The following is a 17,614-nucleotide window of genomic DNA, read 5'->3' on the forward strand; positions in this document are numbered from 1 at the left end:
CGCGGCGGCGGGGGCGGGCCTCCCGGGCGGCTCGTCGAACGCCGGTCCGGGACGGCGGGCGGGCACCGGATCGCGACCGGAGCGGAGAGGCCGGCGGGCGGCCGGCGCGTCGCGCCCGGGGCGGAGGTACCGGCGGGCGCACGGGAAGACCCCTGGAAACCGCCCGGAGCCGGTGCGGGCCATCCCGTGTGCGATGCGCGGACACGTCCTGCGCGGTGTGCCGACGCCGGGGTGCGCGGATACGCAGTGGTCGGATGTGGGGTCGGGGGCGGCGGAGGGCCGTGCGCACCGGCGCGGTGCCGCGTGGGCCGTCGGGGGCGGGCGATGGTGGCGGTGGGGGCGGAGGTCACGGGCGTCGCGTCGCGTCGGGAGCTGGTGCCGGCCGGGCGTCGTGCACCGTGACGGGCGCCGGTGGCGGGCGCGGTCGACGACCGGACGGACCGGGCGGCCGGGCGGTGGGTCGGGTGGCGGGTCCGGCCGGTCGGCCGGCGGCCTTCGTTCGGAACGCGGCCTCTCGGACCGTGGCCCTGCTTCAGACCGCGGCCTTCTTCAGCCGGCGGCGCTCGCGCTCGGACAAGCCGCCCCAGATGCCGAACCGCTCGTCGTTGGCGAGGGCGTACTCGAGGCATTCGGAACGGACTTCGCAGGCGAGACAGACCTTCTTGGCCTCGCGGGTGGATCCGCCCTTCTCGGGGAAGAAGGACTCGGGGTCGGTCTGGGCGCACAACGCGCGCTCCTGCCAGCCGAGTTCCTCGTCCGCGTCCTCGACCAGCAGTTGCTGGAACAGCTCGGTCATGTGCGCCCCTCGTCTGTCTTTGCGTCCCCGTGATCCGGCCGTGAGCCGTACCGATTTCGGCCGAACGACACGAGTGAAATTACAAGTGTGTGGATCCGGGCCAGTCAAGCCGAGATCTGCTATTGAGCCCCGTATTCACTCTGCGGAACCAAGCGTATGCGGAAAGTGTTCAAATCACCAAAAACCGTGACACTTGCCACTGGCCTGACCGCACCCTCCCCCTCCCGCGATGCGCACCGGCATTCACCGGCCCACAAGGGAGGACGTCTCACGCTTCGATCTTGTTGCGATCCGGCCGCACAAGCGATCCGGATCACAGTCCGATCACAAGAGCGCAACGGCGTTTGAGAGCACAGTTGCAGCGCCATGTCTCCTGCTCCATCGACGCACAAACCTTTCGCCGACCGGAGTAACCGGATGAGGTGAAACATTGCCGCCAAATCGGTCATTGAGTTGACATTCGGAGCCGGGGTCGTCACCTTGGAGGGCATGCCAGCGACCACAGCGCCCTCCGCGACCCACGCGATCCGTGGGTTCCGCAGCGCTGTCCAGGCGCGCTGTTGCTGTTCCAGCTGTTGATGCCTTAGCGCTCCAGCTCTCCCCCGGTCCGTCCGTTTCCCGGCGGGCCTCGCGACACCCCAGCACTGACCTTCCGTTTCTGCCGAGGAACCACCGCACCCCATGAACAGCGACAGCGACCTCCAGATCGCCGGCGACATCCTCGAGGTTCCGCACCTCCTCCAGCCCGCCAGGGAGCACCCGTCCACCGTGGCCGAGTTCGCCGGACTCGCCCGGTCCATCGCCGAGGACCGCACCCAGTGGGCCCCGCTCGTCCGGTACGACGCCACGACGCGGTGGTACCACCGGCTGCGCACCGGCCCCGGCTACGAGGTCTGGCTGCTGTCCTGGGTTCCGGGACAGGGCAGCGGGCTTCACGACCACGGCCCGTCCTCCGGCGTACTGACCGTCCTGGAGGGCGAGTTGACGGAGCGAACCGCGCGGGCAGATCGCTCCCTGGCCGCCGGCGCACAGCGTGTCTTCGCCCCCGGATATGTGCACGAGGTGGTCAACGACTCGCTCGAACCGGCCGTGAGCCTGCACGTCTACTTCCCGGGACTGACCGAGATGCCGATGCACACGGCCCACTGCTCGCCGGCCGCCCGGCAGGGCGCCGTGGTCGCCTGACGGCGGGTCCCCCGTACCCCCGGCGACGCACCCGCACCCGCGGCCCGTGTCCGGCCCCTCGGCCGCGGACCGCGACTCATCCCGGGTCCCGGCGCCTGACACACTCTGAGCATGCGCATTGTGGTTCTGGCCGGTGGCATCGGCGGTGCTCGTTTTCTGCGTGGCCTCAAGGCGGCCGCCCCCGAAGCCGACATCACGGTCATCGGCAACACCGGTGACGACATCCATCTGTTCGGGCTGAAGGTCTGCCCGGACCTCGACACGGTGATGTACACGCTCGGCGGCGGCATCAACGAGGAGCAGGGCTGGGGACGTTCCGAGGAGACCTTCCAGGTCAAGAGCGAGCTCGCGGCGTACGGAGTGGGGCCCGATTGGTTCGGGCTCGGTGACCGCGACTTCGCCACGCACATCGTCCGGACCCAGATGCTCGGTGCGGGCTATCCGCTGAGCGCCGTCACCGAGGCGCTGTGCACGCGGTGGCAGCCCGGGGTGCGGCTGCTGCCGATGTCCGACGACCGGGTCGAGACCCATGTCGCCGTCGACATCGACGGCGAACGCCGGGCCGTCCACTTCCAGGAGTACTGGGTCAGGCTGCGGGCGTCCGTCGACGCGCAGGCCGTCGTCCCCGTCGGCGCCGAGCAGGCCAAGCCCGCACCCGGGGTGCTGGAGGCGATCGCCGAGGCGGACGCCATCCTCTTCCCGCCGTCGAACCCCGTCGTGAGCGTGGGGACGATCCTGGCGGTGCCGGGCATCCGTGAGGCGATCGCCGACGCGGGCGTTCCGGTCGTGGGGCTCTCCCCCATCGTCGGCGACGCCCCCGTGCGCGGCATGGCCGACAAGGTGCTGGCCGCGGTCGGCGTCGAATCGACGGCCGCCGCCGTGGCCCGGCACTACGGGTCGGGCCTGCTGGACGGCTGGCTCGTGGACACGGTGGACGCGGGCGCGGTGGCCGAGGTCGAGGAGGCCGGGATCCGCTGCCGGGCGGTGCCGCTGATGATGACCGACCTCGACGCCACGGCCGCGATGGCGCGTGAGGCGCTGGCGCTCGCCGAGGAGGTCCGCGGATGACCGCACCGTCCTACCGGGTGTGGGCGCTGCGTGGACTGCCCGAGGTACGGCCCGGAGACGACCTCGCGAAGCTGATCGCGGCCGGTGAGCCCGGGCTGGTGGACGGCGACGTCCTGCTCGTCACCTCGAAGATCGTGAGCAAGGCGGAGGGCCGGATCGTCGAGGCCGGTGACCGCGAGGCGGCCATCGACGCGGAGACGGTACGGGTGGTGGCCCGCCGCGGTGCCCTGCGCATCGTCGAGAACCGGCAGGGGCTGGTGATGGCCGCGGCCGGGGTGGACGCGTCCAACACTCCTGCCGGCACCGTGCTGTTGCTGCCCGAGGACCCGGACGCCTCGGCCGCGCGCATCCGGGAAGGGCTGCGGGACGCCCTCGGCGTCGAGGTGGGCGTGGTGATCACGGACACCTTCGGCCGCCCGTGGCGGGCGGGGCTCACCGACGTCGCCGTCGGCGCGGCGGGCGTACGGGTCCTGGACGACCTGCGCGGCGGCACCGACGCGCACGGCAACCGGCTCGACGTGACGGTCGTCGCCACCGCCGACGAACTCGCCGCGGCCGGCGATCTGGTCAAGGGCAAGGCGGCGGGGCTGCCGGTGGCGGTGGTCCGAGGGCTGGACCACGTCGTCGCGGACGGGACCGACGGCGCCCGCGCGCTGGTGCGCCCCGCGGCGGACGACATGTTCCGGCTCGGCACCTCCGAGGCGGTACGGCAGGCGGTGACCCAACGCCGAACGGTGCGCGCCTTCACCGACGAGCCCGTGGACCCCGGCGCCGTCCGCCGCGCGGTCGCGGCCGCCGTGACCGCGCCGGCCCCGCACCACACGACGCCCTGGCGCTTCGTGCTCCTCGAGTCGGAGTCCTCACGGCAGCGCCTCCTCGACGCGATGCGCGACGCCTGGATCGCGGACCTGCGCCGCGACGGCACGTCCGAGGAGTCGATCGCGAAGCGCCTGCGGCGCGGCGACGTCCTGCGCAACGCGCCGTACCTGGCGGTGCCGTGCATGGTCGCGGACGGCTCGCACCACTACGGCGACGAGCGCCGCGACGCCGCGGAGCGCGAGATGTTCGTCGTCGCGACGGGCGCGGGCGTCCAGAACTTCCTGGTGGCGCTCGCCGGCGAGCGGCTCGGGTCGGCGTGGGTGTCGTCCACGATGTTCTGCCGCGATGTCGTCCGGGAGGTCCTGGATCTGCCGTCCGGCTGGGACCCGATGGGCGCGGTCGCGATCGGGCACGCGGCACGGGCGCCGAGGGAGCGGCCGGCGCGGGACGCGGGGGCGTTCGTCGAGGTGCGGTAAGCGCGGGATCAGCGGGTGACGGAGCGCGACCGCCGCGGCGCACCTCTCCCCGGGGCGCTGTCGGTGCCCCGGGGCCCGCGGTTCCCCCGGCGCGGGGGCGGTGGACTCGGCACGCGCGCAGGCCACCCGTTCCTCCCCCAGCGCCCTCGAGGAGCGAACGGGCCTCCGGTCACAGTCGGCCGATGTCCCAGCGCGGCATCTTCGGCGTGCGGCGGGGCGGGGTCCGGCCGCCGAGGAGGATGAAGCGGGCGGCGCGGTGGCGCTGGCCCGCGTAGGGGGTGAGAAGTTCGAGCATCGCCGCGTCGTCGGCGTCGCGGTCTCCCGCGAGGGCGTAGCCGACGATGCGCGGCAGGTGGAGGTCCCCGACGGTGATCGCGTCCGGAGCGCCGTTGCTGCGCTGGACGGTCTCGGCGGAGGTCCAGGGGCCGATGCCGGGGATCAGTTCCAGGCGTGCCATGGCCGCCTCGGGCTCCATCGCCGCGGCCTCCTCCAGCCGGCGCGCGACGCGAACCGCGCGCAGGATCGTGGACGCGCGCTTGTCGTCGACGCCCGCGCGGTGCCACTCCCAGGAGGGGATCATCGCCCAGGTGCGGGCGTCCGGCATGACGTGCATCCGGTCGGAGCACGGGCCGGGGGCGGGGTCGCCGTACTTGCGCACGAGGAGGCGCCAGGCGCGGTACGCCTCGTCCGTGGTGACCTTCTGCTCCAGGATCGACGGCACCAGGCTCTCCAGGACCAGTCCCGTGCGGGTGAGGCGCAGTCCGGGGCGGCGGCGGTGGCTGGCCGCGACGAGGCGATGGCGCGGCTCGAACACGTCCGGGTCGTCCAGGTCCCCCAGCATCGCGGGCAGTTGGCCGAGGAGCCACTCGGCTCCGGGACCCCACGCCTCGGCGTGCACCGCCGTGCCCTTCGCCGCCACGCGCAGCGTGCCCGGTCCTGCGGGGGTCCGGGCGGCACGCCACACGGATCCGTCGGGGGTCGTACGGAACGTCGGGTCGGCCGGGCCGCGCCGCAGCGGTCCCAGCACCAGCCCGAGGTCCAGTGGGCCCGGCGGGAGGTACGTCCGTTCCCGGCCCCCGGCCGTCGCCGCCCGGGGTCTGGGCGCGGGTACGGCGACCTCGCCGCCGCGCACCGTGGTGCGGGTGACGGCGGGCCGGGGGGTGAAGCGTCCTGCCACGGAGAGGTGTCCTGGGTGCGGGGGTGTGCCGAGGTCGTGCCCCGAGCCTAGGCGGTCGGGGTGTGGCTTCGCAGCGGTACCCCGAGACCGCCCGTGGGACTGCCGTCCGGCCCCGGACGGCAGTCAGCCTCCGGATCCTCCTGGTCGATGCCCGAACTGCCGGGTCGGCGCCGGGCCAGGGTTCGCCACGGACTCCCGGGTCGACGCCGCCCTCCCTGGGCGGCACCGGACCGCCGGTCGGCACCGGGCCGCCGGTCCGGGATGGGCGACGGTCCGGCACCGACCGCCGGTCCGGGAGCCACCGACCGGCACAGGACCGCCGGTGACACCCCCGGGCCGCCGGCGTGGCTCGTCGGGCCCGGCAGCGGCTACTGGTCCGGGGAGAAGCGGATCGCGCCCGCCGGGATCGCGGCGTCGCACCAGACCCGGACGCCGTCGCGCAGTTCGTTGTCGGATCCGACGACCGCGCCGTCGCCGACGACGGCGTCCGTGAGGACCGCGCGGGCGCCCACGCGCGCGCCCGCGCCGACGAGCGAGTCGGTGACCACCGCGCCCGCCTCGACCACCGCGCCGTCCAGGAGGGTGCTGCCGCTGATCCTGGCGCCCTCGCCGACGGTGGCGCCCTCCCCGACGACGGTTCCTCCGGTCAGCTTGGCGTCGGCGGCGACCGTCGCGGTCGGCAGCACGAGGCGGTCCCCGCAGCGGCCCGGCACCGCCGGTGAGGGGGCCCGGCCGAGGACGAGGTCGGCGGAGCCGCGGACGAACGCCTGCGGGGTGCCGAGGTCCAGCCAGTAGGTGGAGTCGACCATGCCCTGGAGGTGGGCCCCGGAGCTCAGCAGCTCGGGGAAGGTCTCGCGCTCGACGGACACCGGCCGGCCCGCCGGGATGCCGTCGATGACGGAGCGCCGGAAGACGTAGGCGCCGGCGTTGATCTGGTCGGTGACGATCTCCTCCGGGGTCTGCGGCTTCTCCAGGAACGCCGTGACCCTGCCGGTGGCGTCCGTGGGTACCAGGCCGAAGGCGCGAGGGTCCTCGACCCGGGTCAGATGCAGCGACACATCGGCTCCCGAGGACCGGTGGGTGTCGACGAGGGCCCGGATGTCCAGCCCCGTGAGGATGTCCCCGTTGAAGATGAGCACCGGGTCGTCGGGGCCCGACGCCAGCCGGGAGGCGACGTTCCGGATCGCCCCGCCCGTGCCCAGTGGTTCCACCTCGGTGACGTACTCCAGATGCAGGCCGAGCGACGAGCCGTCCCCGAAGTACGGTTCGAAGACCTCCGCCAGATAGGACGTCGCCAGCACGATGTGCTCGACGCCCGCGGCTCGCGCCCGCGCCAGCTGGTGCGTCAGGAACGGCACCCCCGCCGCCGGGACCATGGGCTTCGGCGTGTTCACGGTGAGCGGGCGGAGTCGTGTGCCTTTGCCGCCGACCAGGAGGATCGCTTCTTGGGCCTGGGTCAATGCCTTCTCTGCTTCCTTCTGGGGCCGGGCGATTCGCGCGTATGACCGGCCAGTGTATGCAGCCTGTGAGTACGTACGTATGCGGCACCGCCGGACCAATCGGTCCGGCGGATGCGCTGGATGACGGCGGGTGGGCGCTCAGCGGCCCTGGAGTCTGGCCGCGACCGCGCGGGCCGTTCCGAGCTGGCCGTAGAGGCGGGCGCCCGGGCAGTCGGTGGCGAATCCGTCCCGGTGCCCGGAGATGACGTGGAGCCTGGCCTTCGTACCCTTCGCGTATCTGTTGCCGCCACCCGACGTCAGGTATGTCGTGGCCTTCGGGTTGGCCCCGAAGAGCCCGAGCTTCCATGCGGTGAGTTTGGCGATGGCGTCCACCGCGGCCTTGGGCGGAGTGGTCGAACTGTATGTTCCGAGCACGGCGATGCCCATGCTGTTCGTGTTAAAACCGCGTGTATGTGCGCCGAGGACCGGTTTGGCCACGCCGCCCGCCCTGCCTTCGTAGATGTTTCCGCACTTGTCGACGGCGAAGTTGTAGCCGATGTCGCGCCAGCCGCTGCTCTCCACGTGGTAGCGGTAGATACTGCGGAGGACGGAGCCGGACTGCTGGCAGGTGAACCGGTTTCCCGTGGCGGTGTGGTGGACGAAGGCGGCCTGGACCGTCTTCGTGTAGACGAACTGCTTCTCGCGCAGGGCCTCGTCGGCGCCCCAGCCCTTGCGCGTGACGATGCCGGGCCGGGGTCCGATGTACGGCTTGGCGACCCCGTACGCCGCGGCCTCCGCCTCCGTCTCCGCCTTGCTCAGCGGGAGGATGGCGTCGGAGCCGAGTGGCGCGAGGTCCGCGTTGACGGCCGAGGCCGCCGCCGATTCGGGTGTGAGCGACGCGGCGAGGGCGGGATCGCCCGTGGCTCCCGGCAGTTCCTCGTACACGCCTTCGCCGGGCACGGGGATCTCCGGCCTCTCCGGGAGGGGGGCGAGCGGCGCCGGGTTCTCCTGGCTGCCGGGCGGCGGGTTGTCCGGACTCCCGGGCTGCGGGTTCTCCGGGCCGCCCGGCTGCGCGTTCCCCGGTTCCTCGCCCGGGTCGACGAGTTCCAGCCGCAGGCCGCCGGGCAGGGGCGGCGTGGCGGAGCGGATCGCACCCCGGGTGGGCTCGGGCCGGACCCTGACCGCCACCGCGTCCGAGTCGCCGACCCACAGGGGGGCGGTCGCCCCGCGCACCGTGCCCTCCGCCCGCTCCTCGGAGCCGGGGTCCGGGGCGTGCTCGAAGTCGTGGGTCTCCACGTCCTGCCATGGGGACCACGTGCCCGAGCCGGTGGCGCGGGTGCGGACCTGGACCGAGCCGTGCAGTTCGCTGTCCGGGTCCTCCCACACGACACCGACGAGGGAGAACGGCCGGGTCTCGCGCTGCGGCAGACCTTGGGCGACCGCCCCGCCGGCGGAGCGTTCGTAGCCGGGCAGGGGCACCAGGGGCAACGACTGCGTCGAGCCCGGGAGATCCGGCACGCGCGGCGCGGCGGAGGCCACGGGGGTGAGCGCGGGAAGAACGAGAGCGGCGCTGCAGGCGACTCCGACGGAGGATGCAAGGTAGGCACGCATGGCTCGATCCTCGGGCGGCGGCCGGGGATCCGCCCATCGGGAAACCGGCGCTCCGTCGGCCGTCCGGGGGACGTCCTCACCGGGACGGCGGCACCGGCGCGGCGGGCGCGGCGTACCCTTGCGCGGGTGAACGCCAGCGACCGCATCCCGGCCGACCTGCTGCGATCCGCGCTCGCCGCGGACCCCGCACGCCCGTTGGTCACCTTCTACGACGATGCCACCGGTGAGCGCGTGGAATTGTCCGTCGCCACCTTCGCCAATTGGGTGGCCAAGACATCGAACCTTCTCCAGGACGGCCTGTCCGCCGAACCGGGCGACCGGCTCGCCCTGCTGCTGCCCGCACACTGGCAGACGGCGGTGTGGCTGCTCGCCTGCTCCTCGGTGGGAGTCGTCGCGGACGTCGGCGGCGACCCGGCGGCCGCGGACCTGGTGGTGAGCGGCCCGGACACCCTCGACGCCGCCCGCGCCTGCTCCGGTGAGCGGATCGCGCTGGCGCTGCGGCCGCTCGGCGGCCGGTTCCCGCAGGCGCCCGAGGGGTTCGCCGACTACGCGGTCGAGGTCCCCGGCCAGGGCGACCGCTTCGCCCCTTACGCACCGGTCGACGCGGACGCTCCCGCGCTCGCCGTCGGAGGCGTGGAGTTCACCGGGGCACAGCTCGTGGAGCGTGCCCGCGCGGACGCCGCCGAGCTGGGCCTGGCGCCCGGGTCGCGACTGCTGTCGGGCCACGGGTACGCGAACTGGGAGGGGCTGTCCGCCGGACTGTACGCACCTCTCGCGTCCGGCGGCTCCGTCGTGCTCTGCCGGAACCTGGACCGGCTGCCGGCGCAGGACCTTCAGAAGCGGATCGGGAGCGAGCGGGTGACGGGCACGGCGGTCTGATCCTCCGGCGCCGCCGCACGGCCACGCCCCGGTCGCCCCGGCCCGTGCCGCTCGCACGGGCAGCCCCTACCCACTCGCCAGCAGGGCCCTGACCAGCGACGTCGTACGGCGAGCGCCGCGGGGTTCACCCGTTCGGCCCAGCGGGCACCGGGCCCGCAGGCCGCGGCGGCAGGTCCGGTGGATCATCGGCGGTGGGTACTGCGACAGACCACCGCGAGGGACGGACGTCACGTGACCGACAGCGCCGGCACGCCCGCCGAACCGGACGACACCGCGGAGCACGCCGCCGGTGACGGCTCCGGTGCGGGCGGCGGAGGGCGCCGGGGCGGGAAGGGGCAGCGGCGCCGGAGCATGCGGTGGGTCGCGCTGGGCGTCTCGCTCCTCGTACTGCTGGTCTCCGGTGTCGGCTGGTGGCTGTACCGCACCTTGGAGGGCAACATCACCACGGATCTGACCGCCGTGGAGGAACTGGAGCGCTACGACAGGGAGCGCCCGCTGCCCGCACCGAACGGCGCACGGAACATCCTGCTGATCGGCTCCGACAGCCGCGCCGGCACCGAGAACCGCAAGTACGGCCGCGACAGGGGCGTGCAGCGCTCGGACACCACGATCCTGCTGCACATCGCGGGCGACCGCCGGAGCGTGACCGCGGTGTCCGTGCCCCGCGACCTGCTGGTCGGCATCCCGAGCTGCCGTACCGCCGAGGGCACCCGCAGCCGGGCGCAGCACGCCCAGTTCAACTCGGCCTTCGCCATCGGCGGCGCTGCGTGCACGATCCGCACCGTCGAACGGCTCACCGGCGTCCGGATCGACCACCACATGGTCGTCGACTTCCACGGCTTCAAGAGCATGGTCGACGCCGTGGGCGGGGTGACGGTCTGCCTGCCGGCGCCCATCGACGACGCGGACGCCCAGCTGAGGCTGAAGGCGGGCAAGCACACCCTCAACGGTGAGCAGGCCCTCGGCTACGTCCGCGCCCGCAAGTCCCTCGGCGACGGCAGCGACACCGAACGCATGGACCGGCAGCAGCAGTTCCTCGGCGCGCTCTTCAACAAGGTCCAGAGCAACGGGGTCCTGCTGAACCCGGCCCGTCTCTACCCGGTGCTCGACGCGGCGACCAGGTCGCTCACCACCGATCCGGGCCTGGACTCCCTGAAGGACCTCTTCGATCTGGCCCGCTCACTGCGCGGCGTGCCCACGGAGCGTGTGCAGTTCCTCACCGTGCCGCGCCGGTCCTACCCGTACGATCCCAACCGCGACGTGCTCGTGCAGCCGGCGGCGAGTCGGCTCTTCGAGCGGCTGCGCAGGGACGCCCCGGTGCGTGTGGTGCCCAAGGAGACGACGGCGAGCACCGCGAGGGACACGGAACGTGACAGCGGGACGGGGTCGCAGAACCCGTCGGCGACGCCCACGTTCTCCGGCACCACCGCGACAGCGGCCGGGTGCGAGTAAAGCCCTGCCCAAGGAGTCACCGGCAGTCCATGAAGATTGAGTGGATTGCCCGGTTGTAAGGGGCGTGGAATTCGTCACGGACGTCGCCACCGCTGAACTGGGCGGATAGTGTGACGCGATCCGGTACATCCGGCCGTCCAGGCCGCGGTCGAACACAACCGGACCGACGAATCGAGCGTCTCCCGGGGGGAGGGACGCCGCGCGTGGCACCGACGGAGGACTCAAGCAACCGTGGATGCGCAGAGCCGTGGGCAGGCGGACGAGATCGACCCCGCCGACCAGTGGGTACTGAACCCGCAGACGGGCAATTACGAGCTGCGACTGGACCGTTCCGCTCCGAAGCCGCCCCCCTCCCGCTCCGCCGGCGCCGCCTCCAGAGCCACCGGGCGCCGCGGCCGTTCCGCCGCCGCTCCCACGACAGCCGAGGTACCGGGGCAGCGCACGCGCCGCTCGGCACGTGGCGGAAACCCGCCGGGCGGTGACGGAGGGCGCGGCGTCCAGCAGACCGCCGCGGGGCGCCGGAAGCGCAAGCCGCAGAAGAGCGGGAAGAAGAAGGCGATGCTGTGGACGGGTGGCCTGATGGCCTGCGTCCTCGTCGCAGGCTCGGCTTTCGCCTACTACCTGTACGAACGGCTCAACGGGAACCTCAACACGGTGGACGTCGGTGACGCCGGCTCCAAGGGCATCGCCAAGGACGGTCCGGTCAACATCCTTCTCCTCGGCACCGACAAGCGCACCGGCGCGGGCAACGAGGGCTACGGCGACAAGGGCAGCACCGGCCACGCCGACACCACGTTCCTCTTCCACGTCTCCGAGGACCGCACCAACGCCACCGCGCTGAGCATCCCGCGCGACCTGATCACGGACATCCCGGACTGCCCCACGAAGCAGCCCGACGGCTCGACCAAGATAATCAAGGGCTCCCAGGGCGTCCGCTTCAACGAGAGCTTCGGCGTCGGGGGCCGCGACCCGGGCTGCACGATGCGCACGGTCAAGCAGATCACCGGAGTTCCGGTCGACCACTTCATGATGGCCGACTTCAACGCGGTGAAGACGCTCTCGACCGCCGTCGGCGGGGTGGAGATCTGCCTGGTCAAGCCCATCAAGGACAGGGAGTCCAAGCTGGATCTCCCGGCCGGCAAGCAGAAGGTCGCGGGTGAGGACGCCCTCGCCTTCGTCCGCAACCGGCACGGCCTCGGCAACGAGAGCGACCTCGACCGCATCAAGCAGCAGCAGCAGTTCGTGGCGTCGATGATCCGGCAGATGAAGGAAGACACGCTGGGCAACCCGAAGAAGATGTTCGCGGTCGCCGAGGCCGCGACCCAGGCCCTCACCGTCGACAGCGCGATCGGGGACATCCCCAAGCTGACGGCCATGGCCCAGGAGCTCGGCAAGATCGACGTCAAGCACATCAGCTTCGCGACCGTGCCGGTGGTCGACAACACCGACGGCGCCACCGTCCTACTCGACGGGGTCAGGGCGCCGCAGGTGTTCAGCATGCTCCAGAACGACATCTCCTTCACCGAGGTCAAGAGGAAGGAGTCGGCGGCCAAGAGCAAGCAGGCCGCCCTGCTCAAGGGCCCGCGGGCAGACGCCTCCGAGGTCAGGGTCGACGTCTACAACGGCAGCGACACCCCGGGGGCGGCGCAGAAGACGCTCAACTGGCTCCAGGTCGAGAAGGGCGTGCTCAAGTCCACCAACAAGAGCAACGCCCCGGAGAAGACGGCCAAGACGACACTGGAGTACGCGCCGAACCAGGCCGACCAGGCCCGCAAGCTCGCGGACCTCATGGGCCTGCCGGCCACGGCGCTCCAGCCCGGCACGGAGGAGGCCGAGGGCACGGAGGCGATGGTGCTCACGCTCGGTGCCGATTTCAAGGGCGCGGGGGTGCCCATCACCGCACCGGCGAAACCGCCGGTGGACAAGGTCGAAGCAGACAAACAGGTGTGTGCCCAGTGACCCCGGATCACCGGGTCACGCGGCGCGCCTGACGACAGGGGGGTCCAGGGGTGGGACGGAGCAGCGTGCAAGGGGAGGACACGCGCGAGCGTGTCCGGCACGCCGGAGAACCGGGGCGGTCCGGCGGCAGCGGCGCGGAGGAGCACGGCGGCGCCGCGGGCTCGGACGACGGCGGGGAGGGATCCTCGCCGGCAGCGGCGTCCGCCGGCAGAAGCGGCGGACCGGTCCGGCCGCGCGGCAACCCGCGCGGCCCGGGAAGACGGGGCAGACGCCGGACGCTCCGCTGGGTCGCCTCCGTGCTCTCGCTGCTGATACTCGGGACGGCGGGAGCCGGATACCTCTACTACGAGCATCTGAACGCCAACATCAAGACGGATGATCTGAACCTCGGCAAGAACGGGATGGCCGACCACAAGGCGAACGCCGCCGGCCAGACGCCCTTGAACATCCTGCTGATCGGCTCGGACGCGCGCGACTCGGCGGAGAACAAGGCTCTCGGCGGCGCCCGCGACACCTTCGACGGACCCCCGCTGGCGGATGTGCAGATGCTCGTCCACCTGTCCGCCGACCGCAGCAACATGTCGGTGATCAGCATGCCCCGCGACACCGTGCTGAAGATCCCGGAGTGCACGGACCGCGAGGGCAAGGTCTTCGAGGCGACCGGCTGGACCCTCACCAACGAGTCCCTCCAGCGCGGCGGGCCCGGCTGCACGGTGGCCACCTGGTACAAGCTGACCGGCATCACCATCGACCACTTCATGCAGGTCGACTTCGCCGGCGTCGTGTCCATGGCCGACGCGATCGGGGGCGTACCCGTCTGTGTCACGGAGAACGTCCACTCCCGCAACAGCGCGGGGCAGGGCTCCGGTCTCAAACTGAGGGCGGGCACGACCTCCGTCAAGGGCGAACAGGCGCTGCAGTGGCTGCGCACCCGCTACGGCTTCAAGGACGGCACCGACCTGGCCCGTACGGAAGCCCAGCACATGTACATGAACTCGATGGTCCGCGAGCTGCGCAGGAGCACCAAGCTCACCGACCCCGCCAAGCTGCGGAACCTGGCCGAGGCGGCCACCTCCGCGCTCACGGTCGACGCGGGGCTGGACACGGTGGCGAAGCTGTACGCCCTCGCCGAGGAGTTCCAGCAGGTCCCGACCGAGCGCATCACCATGACGACGATGCCGAACTTCTACACCCAGCGGCCCTATTTCGCCGGCAAGGTCGAACCGCTGCAGCCGGACGCGGAGCAGGTGTTCCGCATGGTGCGCGAGGACATCCCGCTCGACGGGAAGGCGTCCAAGCGCAAGGCGCCGGCCGCTACGACGGACCCCGCCGCGGCACCGGGCGAGATCGGCGTGAGCGTGCAGAACGGCACCTACACCGATGAGTTGGGGGCCGTGAGGGGGCGCGCGAGGGAGATCGCGGGCGTGCTGACCGGCAAGGGCTTCACCAGGACGACGGCGGACAGGCAGACCAACCCGCAGGAGCGGACCGTGGTGTTCTACCCCAGCGCGGAGCTCGCGGGCGACGCGCTGGCGGTCGCCAAGGCCGTCGGCCTGCCGGCATCCTCCGTGAAGAGGTCCACCGACGTGTCCGGAGTGACGCTGGTGGTGGGCGCGGACTGGCGTGAGGGCGCCGCCTACCCGAAGTCCGCCGCCGAGGACGACGGCAAGGCCCCGTCGTCGGCGAATCCGCTCAGCGCCGGCAACACCAAGGCCTGTATGCCCGTGCAGCCCGGGTTCACCTGGTAGTCCGATCCGCCGCCCGTCCCGGGCGGCCCCGCACCGCGGCCGGCCCCTCCCGCCACGAACGGGCCCGTCCGGCTCTGCCCTGCACGAACGGGTCCGTCCGAAGCGCTGCGCCTCGGACGGCCCCGTTCGTCGGCGTCGGCCCGCGGGGTCAGGTCCGCGTCGGTGCCGTCACCGCCGGCCGGCGGCTCTCGATGACCTTCCTCGCCAGCGAACGCGGGCTCGTCAGGAAGCCGAAGCCCCACGACATGTGCATCGTCGCCAGCGCCACCGGGATCTGGAGACGGGCCTTCAACGGGAGGCCCCTGCCCGCCGGGACCGAGCCCGCGGCGATCGCCGCGAGGTAGCCACCGGGGATCACGAAGCCGAGCGGTGTCAGCGTCGCACCCACCACCAGGCCGGCGGCGATCGCGCAGACGGCGGTCGGCGGGGCGAGATAGCGGAGGTTGATCGAGCCGGAGTGGTAGCGGGCGACGACGTGGCGCCAGCGGCCGTAGTCCTTGTACTGCTTGGCGAGCGCCTTCACGGAGGGGCGCGGCCGGTACTGCACCCTCAGCTCGGGCGAGAACCAGATCAGACCGCCGGCCTCGCGGATGCGGAAGTTCAGCTCCCAGTCCTGGGCGCGGATGAACTCCTCGTTGTATCCGCCCTGCTGCTCCAGCGCCTCACGGCGGAAGACGCCCAGGTACACGGTCTCCGCGGGCCCCGCCTCGCCACCGGTGTGGAAGGCGGCGTTGCCGACGCCGATCTTCGAGGTCATCGCCGCGGCGACGGCGTGCTCCCAGTCGTTCTCGCCCTCGGCGTGCATGATGCCGCCGACGTTCTGTGCGCCGGTCTCCTCCAGGAGCCGGACCGCGGTCGCGATGTAGTTCGGCGACAGCATCCCGTGTCCGTCGACGCGCACGACGATCGGGTGGCGGGACGCCTTGATCGCCGCGTTGAGCGCGGCGGGCGTACGGCCGGTGGGGTTGGGGACCGTGTGCACCCGGCCCCAGGGATTCGACGCCGTCTCGCGCACCAGCTCGGCGGCGATCTCGTCGGTGCGGTCCGTCGACGGCCCGAGCGCGATGACCACCTCCATCTCACCCGCGTAGTCCTGCTGCAGAATGTGACGGACGGCGTCGCGCAGATGACGTTCCTCGTTGAGGACCGGCATGATCACGGAGACGGCGGGCGGGGCGGCTGGCATGGGTTCCTCGGGGTCCTGGGGTCGTCCCCCGGGAGACAACGGCCTCGGGGAGACAGCGGCGTCGCCCGCCACGTTACCGCGAACGGGGGACAGCGATGCGCGCCTCCCCCCGTCCTCCCCCTGCCGCAGATCGTATGGGCCTACGGTGCTCAGGATCACCGGTCTGCTGCCCCGCGGAGGTGCCCCTCGTGCCCACACCGCCCCGCTCGCCCCGCCCGCGACCGGCGGCGTCCCGTCCGAGGCCGGTTCCCGGGCCGACGGCGGACCGCCCGAGACCGGCGGCACAGCGGCGGGCGGGGGCGGCGCAGCGACAGGGGGCGGCGGCGGGGAAGAACCGCCGGGGACCGGCCCCGCGCACACGCGGACGGGGGCGGCCGGAGCGGCCCCGCTGGGGGATGCGGCTGGTGACGACCCTCTCGGTGCTGGTGCTCGGCGTGGGTGGCCTCGGTCACGCGCTGGTGACCGGACTGGACAGCGGCATCGGCCGGGTCGATCCGTTCCGGGACATGAAGAACCGTCCGGAGGACGGCAACGGGATGAACATCCTGCTCGTCGGCACCGACGGCCGTGACACGATCACCAAGGAGGAGCGCCACAAGTACCGGCTCGGTGGCGCGCCCTGCCGCTGCACCGACACGATCATGCTCGTGCACATCTCCGAGGACCGGGAGCGGGCGAGCATCGTCAGCCTTCCCCGTGACTCGTACGCGGAGATCCCCGCCCACACGGACCTGACCACCGGCAAGAAGCACGGCCTGCACGCGGTGAAGCTGAACGCGGCGTACGCGGAGGGCGGGCCCGCGCTGACCGTGCGGACCGTCGAGGACCTGACGAAGGTGAAGGTCGACCACTACCTCGAGGTCGACTTCCGCAGCTTCATGAGGACGGTCGACGCGATCGGCGGGGTGGAGGTCTGTACGGTCCGGCCGCTGAAGGACACCCACTCCGGCCTCGACCTCAAGGCGGGCACCCACCGCCTCGACGGTGCCGAGGCCCTGCAGTACGTGCGGGCCCGCCATGTCGACGGGGCGGCCGACCTGGGCAGGATGCAGCGCCAGCAGCGGTTCGTGGCGGCGCTGGTGCAGCAGGCGACCGGCAGCGGGGTACTGCTGAACCCGGTGAAGTTCCGCCAGGTCAGCACGGCGGCGCTCAACTCCGTACGGGCCGACCGGGGCTTCGGTACCGACCAGCTGCTGACGCTCGGCAAGGCGATGCGCAGCTTCACACCGGCGTCGACTGAGTTCGTGTCGGTCCCCGTCAAGGACCCGAGCTTCCCGGTGAAGGGCCTCGGCTCGACGGTGCGATGGGACCCGGTGAAGGCGGAGCGGCTCTTCCGGGCCCTGCGCGAGGACAAGCCGCTCGCCCCGGAGCAGCCGCGGGGGGCCGCGTCCGCCCGCGCCGCCAAGGTCGTCGACGTCCCGCCGAAACAGATCCGGGTGCAGGTCTACAACGGGACGCGGCTGGACGGGCTCGGCTCCCGCGTGGACACGGCCCTGAAGGCGACCGGGTTCGACACCACGCGTGCCCCGCTGAACGCCGGCAACCGCGACGTCAAGCGCACCTTCATCACCTACGACCCGCGTTGGGACCGCTCGGCGAGGTCCCTGGCGGTGGCGCTGCCCGGCGCCGAGCTGCGCCCGGTGAAGGGCCACGGCCCGACGCTCGAGGTGACGGCGGGCTCCGGTTTCACCTCGGTGACCCCCGTCCGGGCGGACACCCCGCGTGCCAGGGGCGCCTTCGGCGCCATCACCGGCGACGAGGTTCTCTGCCGCTGAGGCGTCGTGGGAGGGACGGCGGGGCGGCGGCCGGAAGGCGCCGG

At 72.5% G+C, this 17,614-nt stretch carries 13 protein-coding genes; 8 read left to right on the plus strand and 5 right to left on the minus strand.

The genetic code is table 11. From position 1 onward, the window contains the following. Positions 1-532: 532 nt before the first annotated feature. The gene (locus AB0J10_RS00075; protein ID WP_017945871.1) at positions 533-796 is read right to left on the minus strand and encodes a WhiB family transcriptional regulator; all 264 of its coding nucleotides are present in this window, start codon (positions 794-796) and stop codon (positions 533-535) included. A gap of 681 nt (positions 797-1,477) precedes the next feature. Here AB0J10_RS00075 and AB0J10_RS00080 point away from each other — a divergent pair. The 3 genes from AB0J10_RS00080 (at position 1,478) to AB0J10_RS00090 (ending at position 4,344) form a co-directional block, all read left to right on the plus strand. Next, positions 1,478-1,981 carry a cysteine dioxygenase family protein gene (locus AB0J10_RS00080; RefSeq protein WP_363056098.1) on the plus strand — a complete coding sequence of 168 codons (504 nt, stop codon included), beginning with the start codon at positions 1,478-1,480 and terminating at the stop codon, positions 1,979-1,981. Between the two features lie 111 nt (positions 1,982-2,092). Continuing rightward, on the plus strand, positions 2,093-3,049 hold the full coding sequence (gene cofD / locus AB0J10_RS00085) for a 2-phospho-L-lactate transferase (protein WP_363056100.1): 957 nt from the start codon (positions 2,093-2,095) through the stop codon (positions 3,047-3,049). Continuing rightward, on the plus strand, positions 3,046-4,344 hold the full coding sequence (locus AB0J10_RS00090; protein WP_363056102.1) for a coenzyme F420-0:L-glutamate ligase: 1,299 nt from the start codon (positions 3,046-3,048) through the stop codon (positions 4,342-4,344). The genes cofD and AB0J10_RS00090 overlap by 4 nt, the downstream gene beginning before the upstream one ends. Before the next feature lie 169 nt (positions 4,345-4,513). Here the strand turns inward: AB0J10_RS00090 and AB0J10_RS00095 are convergent, their stop codons facing one another. From AB0J10_RS00095 to AB0J10_RS00105, 3 genes are all read right to left on the minus strand, one after another. Further along, positions 4,514-5,521 carry a DNA-3-methyladenine glycosylase 2 family protein gene (locus AB0J10_RS00095; protein WP_363056104.1) on the minus strand — a complete coding sequence of 336 codons (1,008 nt, stop codon included), beginning with the start codon at positions 5,519-5,521 and terminating at the stop codon, positions 4,514-4,516. Positions 5,522-5,889: 368 nt separating this feature from the next. Continuing rightward, the gene (locus AB0J10_RS00100) at positions 5,890-6,981 is read right to left on the minus strand and encodes an NDP-sugar synthase (RefSeq protein ID WP_363056106.1); all 1,092 of its coding nucleotides are present in this window, start codon (positions 6,979-6,981) and stop codon (positions 5,890-5,892) included. A gap of 138 nt (positions 6,982-7,119) precedes the next feature. After that, positions 7,120-8,571 (minus strand): N-acetylmuramoyl-L-alanine amidase, encoded by a 1,452-nt coding sequence (locus tag AB0J10_RS00105; RefSeq protein WP_363056108.1) that lies wholly within the window; start codon positions 8,569-8,571, stop codon positions 7,120-7,122. Positions 8,572-8,697: 126 nt separating this feature from the next. Between AB0J10_RS00105 and AB0J10_RS00110 the strand changes: the two genes are divergently transcribed. The 4 genes from AB0J10_RS00110 to AB0J10_RS00125 all read left to right on the plus strand — a co-directional run bounded on the left by AB0J10_RS00110 (position 8,698) and on the right by AB0J10_RS00125 (position 14,609). After that, on the plus strand, positions 8,698-9,450 hold the full coding sequence (locus tag AB0J10_RS00110) for a TIGR03089 family protein (protein ID WP_363056110.1): 753 nt from the start codon (positions 8,698-8,700) through the stop codon (positions 9,448-9,450). A 231-nt stretch (positions 9,451-9,681) separates the two neighbouring features. Then, positions 9,682-10,902: an LCP family protein gene (locus AB0J10_RS00115; RefSeq protein ID WP_363056112.1), complete on the plus strand. Its 1,221-nt coding sequence runs from the start codon at positions 9,682-9,684 to the stop codon at positions 10,900-10,902. Positions 10,903-11,133: 231 nt separating this feature from the next. Continuing rightward, on the plus strand, positions 11,134-12,861 hold the full coding sequence (locus AB0J10_RS00120; protein ID WP_363056115.1) for an LCP family protein: 1,728 nt from the start codon (positions 11,134-11,136) through the stop codon (positions 12,859-12,861). Positions 12,862-12,926: 65 nt separating this feature from the next. Further along, positions 12,927-14,609, plus strand: coding sequence for an LCP family protein (locus AB0J10_RS00125; protein WP_363056117.1), 1,683 nt, complete (start codon positions 12,927-12,929; stop codon positions 14,607-14,609). Positions 14,610-14,757: 148 nt separating this feature from the next. Here the strand turns inward: AB0J10_RS00125 and AB0J10_RS00130 are convergent, their stop codons facing one another. After that, the gene (locus tag AB0J10_RS00130) at positions 14,758-15,795 is read right to left on the minus strand and encodes a glycosyltransferase family 2 protein (protein WP_363056119.1); all 1,038 of its coding nucleotides are present in this window, start codon (positions 15,793-15,795) and stop codon (positions 14,758-14,760) included. 395 nt (positions 15,796-16,190) lie between these two features. Here AB0J10_RS00130 and AB0J10_RS00135 point away from each other — a divergent pair, with 395 nt between their 5' ends. Continuing rightward, on the plus strand, positions 16,191-17,570 hold the full coding sequence (locus AB0J10_RS00135) for an LCP family protein (RefSeq protein WP_363056121.1): 1,380 nt from the start codon (positions 16,191-16,193) through the stop codon (positions 17,568-17,570). The last annotated feature ends 44 nt before the right edge of the window (positions 17,571-17,614 follow it).

Origin of the sequence: Streptomyces sp. NPDC049887, from assembly GCF_040656535.1 — a bacterium.
Classification (GTDB): domain Bacteria; phylum Actinomycetota; class Actinomycetes; order Streptomycetales; family Streptomycetaceae; genus Streptomyces.

Excerpts from the sequence above, each read along its gene's own strand:
- AB0J10_RS00075 (WP_017945871.1), bottom strand. The coding sequence starts at position 796 with ATGACCGAGCTGTTCCAGCAACTGCTGGTCGAGGACGCGGACGAGGAA.
- AB0J10_RS00080 (WP_363056098.1), top strand. The coding sequence starts at position 1,478 with ATGAACAGCGACAGCGACCTCCAGATCGCCGGCGACATCCTCGAGGTT.
- cofD (WP_363056100.1), top strand. The coding sequence starts at position 2,093 with ATGCGCATTGTGGTTCTGGCCGGTGGCATCGGCGGTGCTCGTTTTCTG.
- AB0J10_RS00090 (WP_363056102.1), top strand. The coding sequence starts at position 3,046 with ATGACCGCACCGTCCTACCGGGTGTGGGCGCTGCGTGGACTGCCCGAG.
- AB0J10_RS00105 (WP_363056108.1), bottom strand. The coding sequence starts at position 8,571 with ATGCGTGCCTACCTTGCATCCTCCGTCGGAGTCGCCTGCAGCGCCGCT.
- AB0J10_RS00130 (WP_363056119.1), bottom strand. The coding sequence starts at position 15,795 with ATGCCAGCCGCCCCGCCCGCCGTCTCCGTGATCATGCCGGTCCTCAAC.
- AB0J10_RS00135 (WP_363056121.1), top strand. The coding sequence starts at position 16,191 with ATGCGGCTGGTGACGACCCTCTCGGTGCTGGTGCTCGGCGTGGGTGGC.